General features: G+C 38.8%; 16 protein-coding genes. 3 read left to right on the forward strand and 13 right to left on the reverse strand.

What is annotated here, in order from left to right; genetic code table 11:
- Nucleotides 1-14: 14 nt before the first annotated feature.
- Nucleotides 15-866: a MetQ/NlpA family ABC transporter substrate-binding protein gene (locus LMC10_RS00300; RefSeq protein WP_065867860.1), complete on the reverse strand. Its 852-nt coding sequence runs from the start codon at nt 864-866 to the stop codon at nt 15-17.
- 487 nt (nt 867-1,353) lie between these two features.
- Between LMC10_RS00300 and LMC10_RS10440 the strand changes: the two genes are divergently transcribed.
- Nucleotides 1,354-1,479: a hypothetical protein gene (locus LMC10_RS10440; RefSeq protein WP_003664033.1), complete on the forward strand. Its 126-nt coding sequence runs from the start codon at nt 1,354-1,356 to the stop codon at nt 1,477-1,479.
- Between the two features lie 68 nt (nt 1,480-1,547).
- On the opposite strand, the gene LMC10_RS00305 is transcribed toward LMC10_RS10440, so the two are convergent.
- The 4 genes from LMC10_RS00305 to miaA form a co-directional block, all read right to left on the reverse strand.
- Nucleotides 1,548-2,729 carry an aminotransferase class I/II-fold pyridoxal phosphate-dependent enzyme gene (locus tag LMC10_RS00305; RefSeq protein WP_229268602.1) on the reverse strand — a complete coding sequence of 394 codons (1,182 nt, stop codon included), beginning with the start codon at nt 2,727-2,729 and terminating at the stop codon, nt 1,548-1,550.
- Nucleotides 2,730-2,842: 113 nt separating this feature from the next.
- Nucleotides 2,843-4,348 carry a glutamate--tRNA ligase gene (gltX, locus tag LMC10_RS00310; protein ID WP_229268603.1) on the reverse strand — a complete coding sequence of 502 codons (1,506 nt, stop codon included), beginning with the start codon at nt 4,346-4,348 and terminating at the stop codon, nt 2,843-2,845.
- Nucleotides 4,349-4,661: 313 nt separating this feature from the next.
- Nucleotides 4,662-6,005, reverse strand: a complete 1,344-nt coding sequence (glnA, locus tag LMC10_RS00315; protein WP_122481776.1) for a type I glutamate--ammonia ligase — start codon at nt 6,003-6,005, stop codon at nt 4,662-4,664.
- Nucleotides 6,006-6,177: 172 nt separating this feature from the next.
- Nucleotides 6,178-7,101, reverse strand: coding sequence for a tRNA (adenosine(37)-N6)-dimethylallyltransferase MiaA (miaA, locus tag LMC10_RS00320; protein WP_229268604.1), 924 nt, complete (start codon nt 7,099-7,101; stop codon nt 6,178-6,180).
- A 114-nt stretch (nt 7,102-7,215) separates the two neighbouring features.
- On the opposite strand from miaA, the gene LMC10_RS00325 reads away from it, so the two are divergent.
- Nucleotides 7,216-7,392 carry a DUF3042 family protein gene (locus tag LMC10_RS00325; RefSeq protein WP_003664039.1) on the forward strand — a complete coding sequence of 59 codons (177 nt, stop codon included), beginning with the start codon at nt 7,216-7,218 and terminating at the stop codon, nt 7,390-7,392.
- Nucleotides 7,393-7,553: 161 nt separating this feature from the next.
- On the opposite strand, the gene LMC10_RS00330 is transcribed toward LMC10_RS00325, so the two are convergent.
- The 7 genes from LMC10_RS00330 to LMC10_RS00360 all read right to left on the reverse strand — a co-directional run bounded on the left by LMC10_RS00330 (nt 7,554) and on the right by LMC10_RS00360 (nt 12,971).
- The gene (locus LMC10_RS00330; RefSeq protein WP_003672480.1) at nt 7,554-7,973 is read right to left on the reverse strand and encodes a rhodanese-like domain-containing protein; all 420 of its coding nucleotides are present in this window, start codon (nt 7,971-7,973) and stop codon (nt 7,554-7,556) included.
- A 13-nt stretch (nt 7,974-7,986) separates the two neighbouring features.
- Complete coding sequence (locus LMC10_RS00335; protein WP_003675699.1) at nt 7,987-8,958, reverse strand: ROK family glucokinase; 972 nt, start codon at nt 8,956-8,958, stop codon at nt 7,987-7,989.
- Nucleotides 8,959-8,982: 24 nt separating this feature from the next.
- Entirely contained in the window at nt 8,983-9,222 is a 240-nt protein-coding gene (locus LMC10_RS00340) for a YqgQ family protein (protein WP_003668441.1), read from the reverse strand.
- A 6-nt stretch (nt 9,223-9,228) separates the two neighbouring features.
- Entirely contained in the window at nt 9,229-9,888 is a 660-nt protein-coding gene (locus tag LMC10_RS00345) for a rhomboid family intramembrane serine protease (RefSeq protein ID WP_229268605.1), read from the reverse strand.
- 3 nt (nt 9,889-9,891) lie between these two features.
- On the reverse strand, nt 9,892-10,446 hold the full coding sequence (locus LMC10_RS00350) for a 5-formyltetrahydrofolate cyclo-ligase (RefSeq protein WP_065867855.1): 555 nt from the start codon (nt 10,444-10,446) through the stop codon (nt 9,892-9,894).
- Between the two features lie 137 nt (nt 10,447-10,583).
- Nucleotides 10,584-10,733: a 50S ribosomal protein L33 gene (rpmG, locus tag LMC10_RS00355; RefSeq protein ID WP_003664049.1), complete on the reverse strand. Its 150-nt coding sequence runs from the start codon at nt 10,731-10,733 to the stop codon at nt 10,584-10,586.
- A 138-nt stretch (nt 10,734-10,871) separates the two neighbouring features.
- Entirely contained in the window at nt 10,872-12,971 is a 2,100-nt protein-coding gene (locus LMC10_RS00360) for a peptidoglycan D,D-transpeptidase FtsI family protein (RefSeq protein WP_169478263.1), read from the reverse strand.
- Between the two features lie 209 nt (nt 12,972-13,180).
- On the opposite strand from LMC10_RS00360, the gene LMC10_RS00365 reads away from it, so the two are divergent.
- Nucleotides 13,181-15,796, forward strand: coding sequence for a YfhO family protein (locus tag LMC10_RS00365; RefSeq protein ID WP_229268606.1), 2,616 nt, complete (start codon nt 13,181-13,183; stop codon nt 15,794-15,796).
- A 105-nt stretch (nt 15,797-15,901) separates the two neighbouring features.
- On the opposite strand, the gene LMC10_RS00370 is transcribed toward LMC10_RS00365, so the two are convergent.
- Nucleotides 15,902-16,085 (reverse strand): hypothetical protein (locus LMC10_RS00370; protein WP_229268607.1); only part of this gene is annotated, 184 nt, incomplete at its 5' end.

Below are 16,085 nucleotides of genomic sequence, written 5' to 3' on the forward strand. Positions count from 1 at the left end.
TATATCATCCTTTCTTAATTACGACCATAGATTGGCCAGGCTGCTTCTTGCGCACCCTTATATGTCTTGTTAATAGCTTTTTCAGTTTGCTCTGTCTGATATGCTTTTACAATTTCCTTATATACTTTATTATCCTTATTCTTTTCTTGAACCGCAATAATATTAACATATGGTTTTGCAGCTTTATTAACTGGTTCAAGATAGATTGAATCCTTCTTCGGGTTTAACTTTGCTGCTACTGCATAATTTCCATTTATAATTGAGGCATCAACCGAATTTAATGCTCGCGCGGTCGTTGCAGGATCAACCTCCTTAAATTGTAAATGCTTAGGATTACTTACAATATCTTTTAAGGATGGCTTAATTCCACTTCCTTTCTTTACTTTAATCAAGCCAGCCGACTGCAAAACATTTAACCCTCGTCCAAGCGTTGTTGGTTCATTAGGAATTGCGATCGTTGCTCCTTCTGGAAGATCCTGAATTTTTTGATACTTGTGGGAATAAACTCCTAATGGTGAAATCACAGTATTTCCAATTGATGTTAAATGTGCGTTTTGCTCTTTGTTATATGATTCAAAATAATAACGCGTTAAGCATGAATGCATATCAATTTTACCTTCCTTTAACGCAACATCTGGTTGAACATAATCATTAAAAACCACGTACTCAATATTTATTCCTTGTTTCTTCAATCTTTTACGAACATTATCCCAGACTGGTTCCGAATCTGTCCCTACTAATCCTAAACGAACAGTTTTAGTTGATGTCTTATCAAACCGTTGGTGAATAATTCCACCAATCCCAACAACTACAATAATTACTAAAATACTAAAAATAATTAATCCCGTTCTTCTCTTTCGTTTCATTTTCTTCCTCCTTTGCCAGAAAAGAAAAACGTCCCTAAGAACAACTCAATCGTGCTCTTAGGGACGTTAATAACGTGTTACCACCCTGTCTTCAGTACAAAAGTACCCTTAATTCTAATCTCAGTTTGAAATTAGAAGCATAGATAACGGCTGCTACCCCGTAGAGAATTTGCTTTTAAACTAAGTTCATCCTCTCAATTAACCAAAGACCATCTTCATTATTTCGTTTCCTACCATTTCTCAGCTCCTATGGCTCTCTGTATTGGACGTAAAATAATTACTCATCTTTTCTAACTTAATTTTAATTTATTTTTAATCATACTAACAACAGATATTACATAAGTCAACATATTTCTAGAAGTTTTCTTGCACACAATTATGATAATTGCATTTTTTATAGACTGAACTATAATATTAGTAACAGTTATTTTACTTTTGTTAATAACTGTTATTGTTGAAGCGTTTCAGAAAAAGAGGCGAAGTTATTATGGCACTTAGTAAGCAAGAACGTAAGGAAATGGCTCGTAAAGCTATGGAAAAGCGTGGCAGCAAGAAGCCAGATGGTTCTGGTTTTGCAAAGATTGATGCTGACGCCAAGAAACTGAGCGAATAACTCTTTTGAAGCAATTCACTTATATATTAAAGAGACAGAGATGTGTTAACACCGCTGTCTCTTTTCTTTTAAGCATTATTTTGTTCTTTTTTACAAAATTCCGCGAGGCGATCCATCCCCTCTTTAATCTGCTCAATACTTGTAGCATAACTAAAGCGAAGATATCCTTCCCCACCCTTACCAAAGTTTGATCCAGCCGTTACGGCAACCTTGGCTTCATTGGCAAGTTGATAAATTAGCTTATCGTCATCCTGATTGAGGAATGACGGAATCTTGGCAAAAATATAAAATGCGCCCATTGGTTGACTACATTCAAAGCCCATCTCTGTAAGCCGCTTATACATATAGTCACGCCGTTTAATATATTGGGCGTCCATTTCCTTTGTTGCCTCGTCCCCAGCCTTTAAAGCGGCTTCTGCAGCGTCCTGGACAAATGTTGCGATATCCGTCACAGCAAATGCATGAACCTTGAACAGCAGATCGGTTACTTTAGCTGGTGCGCAAAGGTATCCAATCCGCCACCCGGTCATTGCATAGGACTTCGAAAAACCATTAGCCAAAATTGTCTGGTCTGGAATGATCTTAGCCATGCTTGAGTATTCACCGTCATAGTTTAATTCACTATAAATTTCATCACAAATTGCAAAGATTGGCTTACCCTTAATTAAGGCTGCTAATTCATTCATTTCTGCTTGAGTATAGGCAATTCCAGTCGGGTTAGAAGGGTTAACGAAAATAACTCCTTTTACTCGATCACCATATTTATCTAGATACTGTTTAAGAAGAGCAGGCGTTAGTTTAAACCCAGTCTTGGATGTATCTACCTCTACTGGCGTTCCTCCAGCAATCATTACATCAGGCGTGTAGATTGAAAAAGTAGGCGTTGGAACTAAAATTATATCTCCCGGATTAGTAATTGCAGTAATTGCAACAGAAATCCCTTCTGTTACTCCGTTTGTAACAAGAATCTCTGTTGCCGGATCGTACTGAAGGCCATATTTATTAGCCAACGTATCGGCAATCGCTTGACGCAATCCCACTGTTCCACGTTGGGGAGCATAGTGAGTTCGATTGTTTTCAATGCTCTCAATTCCGGCCCTTTTAACATATTCTGGTGTATCAAAATCAGGTTCACCAATTGTAAACTTAATAATTCCTGGAATTTTTGAAACGTATTGGGAAAAATCAAATACTTTTAACGTTGGAACATCATTTAAGATCTTCCGCATGTGTTCACTCATTTCAACCATTTTACTTAAGATCCCCTTTTTTACTAACTACATACCTTAATTATATGACAGTTTAAAAGAAAAAGCATAGAACAACATCGATTAACTGTTGTCCTATGCTCAATTTTATAAAGTTAGTTTTCAAATGCTTTGATCATCCGGTCAAGCAATTCAAGATCTGTATCACGAGAATAGATATCCATGATCTCATAGATTTGTGGTGCAGAAGTTGAACCAGTAAAGGCAAGGTTTAATGGGAAGTATAAACCGCGACCCTTAATGCCAGTGTCCTTACCTACTTCCTTAATAGCCTGACTGTAATCAAGGTCATCGCCACCGTTTTCAAGTTTTGCCTTTAAGCCCTTGAGGACAGCTAAAACATCTTCATTAGCGAAGTCTTCGTTATCCTTAAGCAAGTCATAGTTGAATGATTGGTCAAGAACTGTGTAGTATGACCATGCATATTGAATAACTTCAAGAAGCTTATTAACATCCCGTTGGTGAACTTTAATTGTCTTCTTAAGCAATTCAGTCAATTGATCTTCTGGAATACTTTGAAGGCGCTTAGCTTCTTCAGTTTCGCCTTCTTTGATTAATTCCATTGTCCGATCAGTTAATTCATCAATCGACATACTCTTAATGTATTGAGCATTCATCCAATCAAGTTTCTTTTGATCGAAGTATGCTGGTGCCTTTGACATCCGCTTTGGATCGTAAACCTTAATTAACTCTTCTTTAGAGTAAATTTCACGTTCGCCAACTGGAGACCAACCTAAGAATGCAATAAAGTTAAAGATTGCTTCGTGGAGGTAACCGTGCTTCTTGTATTCACTAATGAATTGAAGGGTATCTTTATCACGCTTACTTAACTTCTTGCGAGTCTTTGGGTTAAAGATCAATGGAATGTGGCAGAAAGTTGGGTGATCCCAGCCTAATGCTTCATAAATAGCAATTTGCTTTGGCGTATTTGAAATGTGATCAGCACCACGTAAAACATGGGTAATATCCATGGTGTGGTCATCAACTACGACAGCAAAGTTGTATGTTGGCATTCCATCACTCTTTTCAATGATGAAATCACCACCAAGGTTGTCAGAGTTAAATGAAACATGACCACGTGCAATATCGTCCCATTCGTAATCATGGTCTTTAGGGAAGTGGAAACGAATAGTTGGCTTCAAGCCCTTTGCTTCAGCAGCCTTTTGTTCTTCTTCACTCTTGCCATACCAACGACCATCATAATGAGGAGGTTCATTGTTAGCCTTTTGCCGTTCACGCATTTCAGCTAATTCTTCCTCTGTTGAGTAATCCTTGTATGCAATGCCCTTGTCTAATAATTCTTGAATGTATTTGTGGTAAATACCTTCTTTATTCCGTTCACTTTGACGGTAAGGGGCATACTTTGGATTTGGCTTATTTGGACCTTCATCCCAGTCAATTCCTAACCAGTGAAGATTTTCACGTTGGCTAGCTTCACCATCTTCAACGTTCCGCTTAGTATCGGTATCTTCAATCCGTAATACCATCGTTCCATCGAAGTGACGTGCAAATAAATAATTAAATAATGCTGATTGAGCATTTCCGATATGTAAGAAACCTGTTGGGCTAGGTGCATATCGAACTCTGACCTTTTGATCCATTATCTAAGACTCTCCTTTAGTAACTAATCGAAATATAATTCCGATTTAAAATTGGTTGCTAGTTTAACTAGCAGTCCTTAAAAACGTACTATCCACATTATAATAACACGCTTTTATTGCAACAAATATAATTGTATATGAAACAACATATTTGTCAATTAACTAGTTGATTTCGCATGAAAAACACTTAGCAAGCATTACGCAATTCACTCAATAAGATGTGAGTTTGTTGCAAAAATGTTGCATAAGTGTTTTTGTCATATTATATAATCGTTGATATTACTGTAATATCGGCTTGAATGAGACCACAGTATTAGTATTGTTCTAAATAATGTTGACGTTCCCAGTCAGAAACGTGTTGACGATATGAAGCATATTCACGGGTCTTGGCTTCCATAAAGCTGTTGTAGAGGTGTTCACCCATTGAACCCTTGATAACCTCATCGTTAGCCAAAGACTTTAATGCGTTGTGTAAAGTATCTGGTAAATCGCGAATATCTTTTTCAGCTCGTTCGGCCTTCGTCATCGTATAGATGTTTTCATCAACATTATGAATTGGTGGTAAGTTGTTGCGTAAACCATCTAAACCAGCTTCAAGAACAGCAGCGATTGCAAGGTAAGGGTTAGCTGATGGATCCGCTGACCGTAACTCAAGCCGTGTTCCCATTCCACGATCACTTGGAATTCGTACAAGTGGTGACCGGTTAGAAGTTGACCATGCAACATAAACCGGTGCTTCATAACCTGGAACCAATCGCTTATAGGAGTTGACGATTGGGTTGCAAATTGCAGTGTAGCTCCGTGCATGCTTCATCAAACCGCCCAAGAAATGGTAGGCAGTTGCAGAAAGCTTATCTTTATCATTTTCATCAAAGAAGGCGTTAGTGCCATCTTGACTAAACAATGACATATTGAGGTGCATTCCTGAACCGTTAATACCAGAAAGTGGCTTAGGCATAAAGGTAGCATGGAACCCGTACTTCTTAGCAATTGTTTTAACCACGAACTTAAATGTTTGAATGTTATCAGCAGCTTCTAAAGCATCTGAGTACTTGAAGTCAACTTCATGCTGACCAGGAGCAACTTCATGGTGCGCTGCTTCAACATCAAAGCCCATCTTTTCAAGAGCTAAAACGATATCACGGCGGCAGTCTTCACCAGGATCTGCTGGTTCCATGTCAAAGTAATTTTCTTTATCGTTAAGATTGGTAGTTGGGTTACCCTTTTCATCAGTCTTGAAGAGGAAGAATTCTGGCTCAGGTCCAATGTTAAAGTCTTTGAAGCCCATCTTCCGCATATCTTCAAGAACCCGCTTTAAGTTGTTACGTGGGTCACCTTCAAATGGAGTACCATCAGTCTTGTAAACACTGCAGATTACCCGCGCAACCTTTCCGTGTTCAGCACCCCAAGGGAATGCAAGCCAAGTGGACATATCTGGGTAAAGATACATGTCACTTTCTTCAATCCGAACAAATCCATCAATTGAAGAACCGTCAAACATAATTTTGTTATCCATCAATTTATCTAACTGACTAACTGGTAAGTCAACGCTCTTAATCGTTCCTAATAAGTCAGTAAACATAACTCGTAAGAAATGAATATCTTCATCCTTTACCATTTGGCGAACTTCATCTTTTGTAAATACGTGTTTACCCATAAAATTTCATTCCCTTTCATACAATCTCCACAGAAATAATAGATGACCATACCAATCTATCTAACATCTGCTTCTCTCCTTAACACTGTGACTTAGAATAACAATAGACAGGGCATAAGTCAATTCTATTTAAAAGCTTTATTTTAATTAAAAAAATCTTTCCTTCCGTACTTTATTTTTTTAACCAATCATTTATAAACTGCTTAATTTGATTAATATCATCAGGATGACGCAAAATATCAAACCAGTGAGTATCAGCCTTATTTCTAAACCACGTCAACTGCCTTTTAGCATAATGGCGAGAATCCTGCTTAATTTTTTCAACCGCCTCGTCTAGGCTAATCTCGCCACGAAAATAAGGAAATAATTCATGGTACCCAATCCCTTTACCTGCTGGCAGGTTTTCCCCTCCTTGATCAAATAACCATTTTGCTTCTTCTAATAAACCGTTTTGAATCATCAAATCGACTCGCTTATTAATCCGGTCATATAAAACAGGACGATCAGTAGTCAGGCCGATCAAGAGAAAATCATTTGTTGCTTTGAACTGTGGCTGGTTGGAAAATAATTGACCCGTTTTCTTAATTACCTCTAAAGCCCGGATAACCCGACGAGTATTAGACTTGGGGATCCGAGCGCTGGCCACTGGATCTAACTTGTTTAATTGTTCCCAAATATACGCGGCTCCCTTTTCTTCAGCAACCTTTTTCCAATGGTTACGAATTTCAAGTGTTTGTTGGTCAAACTGGTCACTTCCCAATGCTAGATTATCTGTTAAGGTTTGAAGATAAAATCCAGTTCCGCCTGCAATAATCGGTAAATGATTACGTTGAGCTATTTCGTCTATTTTTTGGTCAGCAAGTTTCTTAAAACGGGCTGCAGAAAAACGCTCTTCAATATTGCAGATATCAATGAGATGGTGCGGTACATCCCCCATTTCTTCGGGCGTAACTTTTGCCGTTCCAATATCAAGGCGACGATAAACTTGCATTGAATCACCAGAAATTACTTCCCCATCAAATTCATGTGCCAGTTTTATTGATAGTGCAGTTTTTCCTACAGCAGTTGGGCCGACAATTGCAATTACTTTATTCATCTTAACTCTCCAATTTTTATAAATTTTATGCTAAAACTTGTCCTTCTCACTGGTAAAACGCCATTAATTCTTGCATAATGGAAGTAACCTATAAATTCGAGGAGGTTTTATGTTATGAAACAATTAGCAAAAGGTATTTTAGTTGGTAGTTTAGCAACAGTTGCTGCCATTGCTAGCGGGGTTCTTACTTTCCATAAAACTGTCATTAAGCCAGCGGAAGAAGAAGAAGAAAAGTTTGATCAAAACCGTCGAGCTGCTATCCGTAAGGGCCGCTCAGCACACCAACTTTAATTTTATTTAAGATTCAAAAATAGAGAGGCTGGAAGAAAACTTTGCTTTCTCCCAGCCTCTTTTTTATTGGTTAAATTTTACAAGAGGCTAAATTCTAAACATTAGCAAATGATTGTTTAGAATCCTCAACCATCCTGATAAAAAGCATACAAGATACTTTTTTAATACTTGGACTTCTTAGTCTTACCGTCCCACGCACGATAACCATCTTTTAAGATATAAAGGTGGTTATACCCATGCTTACCTAAAAATGCAGCGGCCTGGGTACTTAATGTCATTCCTTCATCATATAAGTAAACCGGCAAGTCCTTCCGCAATTCGCCATATTGTTGACGAAGATATGGATAAGGCAAGTTACGTGCACCAAGAATGTGACCTTGTTTAAAGTCATTTTCTTGTCGCAAGTCAATAACCTGTGCTTTTCGCATTCCTTGCTTAAAGTCATCTTGACTAAGGACAGTTGCATATCTCTTTCGACGGTAAGTCTGAAATGCCCAGCTAAAAATCCATACTAACAAGATGATTATAATGACTGCATTAAGAATCATCAAGCCAGAGCTAACTCCAAGTACCACGATCATTTCCCCTTACAAATTAATCTGCGTTTACAAACTGACGAGCTAATGAAGCAGCACCGATAACACCAGCATCATTACCTAATTCAGCTAACTTCAATTGAGTTGAAGTCCGAACTGTTGGGAAGGCAAATTTTTCAAAGTTTTGCTTTACCCGCTTCAAAAGGAATTCACCAGCTGCGGAAACTCCACCACCGATAACAAGGTATTCAGGGTTCAATGCGTTACTTAAGTTGGCAGTTGCTAAACCGAGGTAGAAGCAAACTTCATCAACAACAGTATTAGCAAGGTAGTCGTTTTCCTTAGCAAGATCAAAAACAATCTTGGCTGTAATTTCGTCACCGTTATCAATCATTGCCTTCAAACGACTGTTACCTTCATATTCTTCCGCCTTATCTTGAGCGATATGAACAATTCCAGTGGCGGATGCATATTGTTCAAGACATCCATGGTTTCCACAAGTACAAAGGTATCCATCTGGCTTAACAATCATGTGACCAACTTCACCACCGGCACCAACGACACCGTGGATAAGCTTACCATTGGAGATAAGTCCACCACCAACACCGGTACCTAAAGTAATAAATGCAACATCGTCACCTTCATTACCAGCACCCTTCCAACGTTCACCAAGGGCAGCAACGTTAGCATCGTTATCAAGAGCAAATTGCATCCCAGTGCCTTGTTCAATCTCTTCTTTAACATTTTGAGTTGTCTTCCAGTTTAAGTTGTAGGCACCAATAACAGTTCCCTTTTCACGGTCAATTGTTCCGGGAGTTCCCATTCCGATTCCAATAAATTGGTCTCGAGACATTTTATATAAATCAAGGTGGTGATTAATTGAGTTAATGATGTCTGGCACAATGTGTGAACCATCATCCAAAATGTTAGTCCGTAAAGACCACTTTTGTTGAATCTCACCGTTCTCCGTTAAAATTGCAAACTTGATAGTAGTACCACCAAGGTCAACACCAATTAATTTCTTAGCCATAATGATTCCTTTCCTGGGTAAGGTTTAATACAGTTTACCCCTTTTAATTCTCGTTTGTTCTTCACGATGTTCTTTACGCAAGACAATCTTTGCTTTTGTATAAGTTGAGTTATCTACAACTCCTGATTGATAGAGGTTATCGAGCTCAATGGCCATTAACTCAATATCATACAGTCGTTTACCCACATATACAAACACGTTGAATTCTTTTAATAGTTGCTGAACATCGTATAGTGTGCGGTAGTTTCTTGAGGCGATTGCCATAAATTATCACTTCAATTCTAGAGTCAAAATTACCAAACTTACCGTTAATACAGCTCCACTTAACAACCGTTTCAGGTAATCAACAGTTCCTAACATGGGAGCACCAACAATAAATGCAATGAAAAAGCCACCAAATAGGCCGCCAATGTGTCCTACCAAGTCAACTCCTGACAGGAAAAAATCCATCACAATATTAATAATAACAAATAACAAAAAAGTACGACTTAAGACGCGAACAATAACATTATGGTGAAAGCAAACACCCAACATTAAAAATGCGCCAAATAATCCAAAAATAGCAGTACTAGCACCAGCTGAAACTGTCGATGGCATGAAGACCGCGCTGGTAAGATTACCAAAAAACGCGCTGACAAAGTATATAACTACCATTCGCCAATGACCGAAAAACTCTTCAATGTAACGGCCAATATATAAAAGCGTAACGCTATTGACTACTAAGTGTGATAAACCAACATGAAGGAACACAGGTGATACTAAACGCCACCATTCACCTTCCCTGATTAAGGGCGTACTACGAGCACCCATATTAAGGAGGGTTACTGTATTAGTTGAGCCACCTGCATAAACTAACCAGCAATAAACTAATACCTGAAAAATTATTAAGGTAAGCGTCACGGGCGCCAATCTTAGTCCCTGTGTCCGCATCTTCTATATCCCCGGTAAATACAACACTTTATCTATTCGCTGATCGAATTCTTCTGGTTCCCATTCGTTTTCTTCAGCCAGTTGCGTTGTCAATGCCATTGAAACTTTAGGGCCCTTATAGTTTTTTAGGTAACGATCATAATAACCGCCACCAAAGCCCAACCTATTACCAGATGCGGTAAAGGCTACTCCAGGAACAACCATCAAATCAATCTCATCTGGAGAATAAACTTTGCCATCATGTGGCTCTAAAATACCAAAAGACGTCTCGTCGAAATCGGTATCCTCATTTAATTCAACAAATTCCATTTGACGATGTGGCAACGTCCGTGGAACAACAATCTGTTGGCCCTTATGACGCGCATGAAGGATAATAGGTGCAGTATCAATTTCAAAAGATTGACTTAAAGTAACAGCAATTGTCTTAGCCCCTGTCCATTCAGGTTGATCATATAGCAAAGATGCTAACTTTCGCTCTTCGTAAAGACGGGTGTTTAAATCTAATTGTTGAAGGCGCGCAATATATGCTTGTCGTAACTCTTTCTTTGAATAAGCCATTATGTTATGACCGCTCCTTTATAGTGAAGTAACAAACGGTATCAGATTTTATTATCACCGCTTGAGTGAATTTATGCAAGCGTTTTTTTATAAAAATAAATAAAAAGAGCCGGTCTCCCAGCTCCTTTTTATGGTCATTACTTAGTTTCCCGATGTAATGTAACCTTTTGTTCCCGTGGACAGTACTTGTTTAATTCAAGACGATCTGGGTTGTGACGACGGTTCTTGCTAGTTAAGTAAGTCCGTTCGTGGCATGAAGTACATTCAAGTGTAATGTTGACACGCATTATTTTGACCTCCAAACTATTTCTTTTATTTAACGTGGTTATTTATCGTAACCCTAACTCGTACAACTATATCATTTATTCTTCTATTTGGCTAGTAATTTATCAAAGTTTGTTAAGGAAATTTCCTTGACAGTTTAATTAGTCACCGAAACCCTTGGGACTCTGAACAGTCTTCCAGTAGGCTTCAAAAATTTGTTTTGCCATTGTAAGGTTGGCACCACCATCGGAATTTGAAGCTCCTGGAATAGCCAAAGCAACTACAACTTGTGGATTATCAGATGGCGCAAATCCAGCAAAACTTAGCGTAGTTGTTGAGTGCGACTTGTAGTAGGTTTCGGCAGTTCCTGTCTTACCAGATACTGATGGTTTAACAGATGCCAACGCTTTACCAGTAACATAACGGTTAGAACCATGAACCACTTGATAAAGCCCTTGTTTAACGACATCAAAGTCAGCTTTAGAAGCAGGAATGGTTAATTGAACTTGGGGCTTTGTTGTATATTCAACAGCACCAAGTTGACCATTGGCTTTCGTACCACGGATTTCTTTAACAATGTATGGGCGCATCCGGTTACCACCGTTAGCAATGGTAGACATATATTGGGCAAGTTGAATCAAAGTATAACCATCATAGTTACCATATGACAAGTCAAGTGCTGAACCGATATGTTTTTGGTCAGCAGGTCCTGTATAACCGCTTGTTTCACCAGGCAAGTCGATTCCAGTTTTAACCCCTAGTCCAAACATGTTGAAGTAACCCCGCGCTTTAGCAAAAATACTTGGTTTCATCGTAATTTGCGCATTTGGTGTATATTTCATTCCTGCTTCTTTCATGAGTAGTTGCATCATATAAGAGTTGGAAGAAACTTCGAGGGCCGTTGCTGCATTAATTGCCATATTTGCTGACCCACCATGGTTAAACCATGATCCCTTAGATGAAGTTCCGGCAAGCTTAATTGGCATATCGGTTAAGGTATTATTTGTTGGCGTAATTACACCATCCATTAATGCCCCCATGACCATCGCCGGCTTTACAACTGAACCCATCGTAATTGGGTGGTTGATAGCACCAATTTCATCAGGGGTTTCTTTACCTGTTGCTGGGTCACGGTCAATTCCAGCCATCGCATAAATTGCACCGGTATTTGGATTCATTACTACTGCATATACCCCAGTGGAATACTGGTTTCCGGCAGCTGAGTAATTGTTTTTTAAAATCGATTGAACTTGCTTTTGGAACTTTGAATTAATCGTTAATACAAGGTTATCACCCTTCTTACCAGGGTACTTAGTCTTTTCTTTAGTTACATCATTTCCGTTAGTAGTAACTTCAGTTTGTGACTTCGAACCAGCTAAAGTTGATTGGAACTGTTTTTCCAGATAACTTTGTCCAACGCTATCATTTCGAGAATATCCTTGAGCAAGCAATGAGTTAACTTCATCACTTGGTAAACCAGTAGTTGAGACAGTTCCTGTTAACGATTGAATATCTGTACCTTGGGGGTAATTACGAGTCCAAGACGTTCCAATCTTTACCCCTGGCATTTCATTCAAGTGTTCTCCAACTGCTGCAAGCTCTTTAGCACTAACACCCGTTTCTTTAATATAAGTTGTCGAAAGGGAATATGCTCCACTCATTGCCGCATAAATTCGGGCATTATTCTTTTGCTGATCTGTAAGTTCCCATGAATCAGGATGCTTACTCAAATATTCGAGAGCTTTATTATATTTAGTATCTTCAGAATCGGCATCTGAAGTCTTGACATGTTTCAAAACACTCTTAAGCCGCTCTTTATCAGCAAGGTAATAATCCTCTTCATTTCGATCAGTTAAGCGCGAATTTTTATTAGAAACAGACACATATTTTCCTAAACGATTAGCAATCTGATAGAGCTGATCAGTAGTTACATTGGCCCCTTTAGTATAGGTAATGGCTTGATGAGTTTGATTACCAACAAGAACATTCCCTTGTGAATCATAAATCATCCCCCGTTGTACATTATTCGTCTGCGTTGTTGTATCTGATCGCTTTACTTCCGCTTTAAATGATGTTCCTTGCAGAACTTGAAGATAAAACAGTCGAATAGTTAACGCTAATAACAAAATACCAACAATCCATAATAGCATGTTCAGCCGAAATGGAATAATTGACTGCGCATTTTGACGCTTTTTGGTACGTGAACCAAACAAGTTCATTATTCGATCAAAGAATTTCACAGTTTTATAATTCTCCTTCATCGTAGTGAATCTATTTTAACAAAAATTACCTGCTTTAACAGATAGTTACCACTACTAACGTGAAAATAATACTCTTTATTTTATAAGAAATGAAGAATTTATTCCAATGATTTAATGAAATTTAATGAACAATAGTAATGAATATCATTTTAAAAAAGGATATGATAATGTGGATGTGTCTATTTAATTGAGAGAAGGAGAATTTTGCTGTGTTTTTATATCAACATCATCGTTTATATCGACGCAAAATTTTGATTGCAAGCTTCCTGCTACCAGTTATTTTGATGGCCTGCTATTTTGCATATCGTCAAATGACTCCCTTTGGCAAAAGCAGTTTATTAACCGTTGATCTTGGTCAACAATATGTCGATTTTTTCAGTTACCTTCGAAATACTATTCTCCACCATCCTAGCAGTTTCTTTTATTCGTTTAGCAAAGGGCTGGGTGGCGAAATGTTTGGAACTAATGCGTATTACTTGCTAAGTCCATTAAACTTAATTTTGTTATTCTTCCCTGCTCAACACCTTGCAACTGGGATAACCATCGTTACACTCGTTCGATACGGTCTAGCGGGATTGAGTTTTGCCTGGTTAATGCAAAAAACTGAGCTACAACAGGGGTGGCGAATTTTAGCATTCAGTACAGTCTACTCAATGAATGGCTGGATGATTGCCAACCAATTAAATATGATTTGGCAAGATGCTTTAATACTTTTGCCGTTAATTATTTGGGGACTCCTTAAACTTATTTATCAAAATCGTGTTGGAACTTATATCGCTTGGCTAGCCGTAATGCTGATTGATAATTATTATATGGGCTGGATGATTGCCATCTTTACTTTTCTATTTTTCCTCTGGCAAACACCAGCGTTAGCGTCATGGCGACAACGGGGAGTAATTTTTCTCCGCTATCTCGGCAGTTCGCTGCTTGCGGCGGGCATTTCAGCAGTCATTTTATTGCCAACTTTCTATGCCTTAATGCAAAGTAAAGGGACCTACACCGAAACCAAGATTCACAGCCGTTTTGAGTACTTTGCTCCTAAAATGCTTGGGAAACTTGTTCCCGGATCATTTAATTTTAATCAAATGCCAAGTGGTCAGCCCAACATTTATATCGGAATGCTATTAATGCTCGGCGCTTGTCTCTACTTTTTCAACAATCGCTTTGACCTTCGTCGTCGTTTGATTGGGGCAGCCATTTCTATTTTCTTTATTATCTCATTCTGTTACGAACCATTAGATCTTTTATGGCATGCCGGCCAGTTTCCAGTTTGGTACCCTTATCGTTTTTCCTACCTTTTCTCTTTCTGGTGCATCTATCTTGCAGCTAAAGTGCTTCAACCTGATTTCAAAATAAAAAAGCGCAGTGCACTTATCCTGACGTTGCTTATTATCGCAATTTACTGGTATGTTGGTACGCTTAACTTATCGTATATTAATAGCAATCAACGGAATATCGGCTTATGCTTTGCGCTGATCGCTGTTAGTTGCCTTTGTATTCCCCGAACAAATTCACCGCGCTTATACGACGCGCTTCTTGTTCTCCTTGCTGTCTGTGATATTTCTATGAGTGGATACACGGCGCTTAATAAGATCTCCTACGTTTCACAACCTGAATTTGGCAACTACACTATTGCTCTTGATAAAAGTGTAGAAAAACTAAAGAAGCATGATCCGAGCTTCTACCGCGTTGCCAAAACTTTTATGCGAACAAAGGATGATCCCTTCCAAGCAGACTTCAATTCTGGTGACCATTTTGGTTCGACCCTAGAGCCACCAATTCCAGCCTTCATGGGTGCAATTGGGCAGCCAGATGGGGATGGTTTTGTTACGTATACTAATGGAACTCAAGTGAGTGATGCGCTTCTTGGTTACAAATACACTATGAATGCCCGGAATACTTCAGCCGGACAGGCATTACCCCTATCAGGTTTCCGTCCTGATTGGTATAGTTACCCATTAGTAGGATCAACTTCGGCAGTCAATCTCCGTGAGAACCCACATGCCCTTCCGATTGCATTTGGAGCTAATGCTGCCATCCTTCACCTTCAACGGACAACAATGGATCCGTTAAACTATCAGTCACAGATTTTCCAAACGCTTGCCGGTCGTCCAACACTTCATTCATTATTTGCCGTTCAAAACTTTAATTCCGTCAAATTCAATAATGTTCAAAGTGCTAAGCAAATTACTGGCACGATCTTTAGAAAGCAAAACCTGCTTAAACCAGCATCAGTTCAACTAGAATTTATTCCGCCAACCAACGATTCTTATTACTTAACACTCGGACCAAACGTTGAGGATAATGCCACAATTACGATGAATAACAAAAAATTCACCCAATATGACACCTTTCGTAATACGGTAGTAATCAACGTTGCTCATGATCAAAAAGGGCAAAAAGTCCTTGTCAATTTGCAACTAAAGAAAGCTACACTTTGGATGCAAAATGTTAGTATCTATCAACTAAAGCAACGACCATTTATGGCAAGCTTAAAGACTCTCCAAGAATCTCCCTTAAAGATTAGTTCATACCGTAGTAATCGGATTGTTGGTACAGTCAATCTCCAGCGGAATCAGCGAGTATTGATGACTACTATCCCTGCTGCCAAGGGTTGGCACGTTAAGGTAGATGGTAAGTCTACTACTCCACAAACCGTGCTTAATACGTTTATGGCTATTCCAATGAGTCCCGGAAAGCATCGGGTTGAATTTTATTATCGACCACCGTTTCTCATTCTCGGGCTTATAATTACAGTTATAAGTCTCGGTTTAACTGGTTGGTGGGTTAAGAAAGAACATCAAACAAGGACAATGTTTGATTAACAATAAAGCTCTTTAGCATGTGAGTGGAAATTAACCTTCTCGACAAGGCGGTGGGCTAAGGATAGAACGGTGATTAGCACGGCACGGGCTGATTATCGTTCGGACTTAGCCTCGAGCCTTGTGGCGACGCGAAGCTAGTTCCACGATATCGTAACAATATTCATATAAAGCGAGAGGCTGGGAAAAAACTCCTAGTCCAAAATAAAAACCGGATGATGAATTGTTTGAACAATTCATCATCCGGTTTTTATATACACAGGAAATCGTTCCTGATATGATGTAATTACCC

It is taken from the genome of Limosilactobacillus reuteri subsp. simiae (genome assembly GCF_020784875.1).
Classification (GTDB): Bacteria; Bacillota; Bacilli; order Lactobacillales; family Lactobacillaceae; genus Limosilactobacillus; species Limosilactobacillus reuteri_H.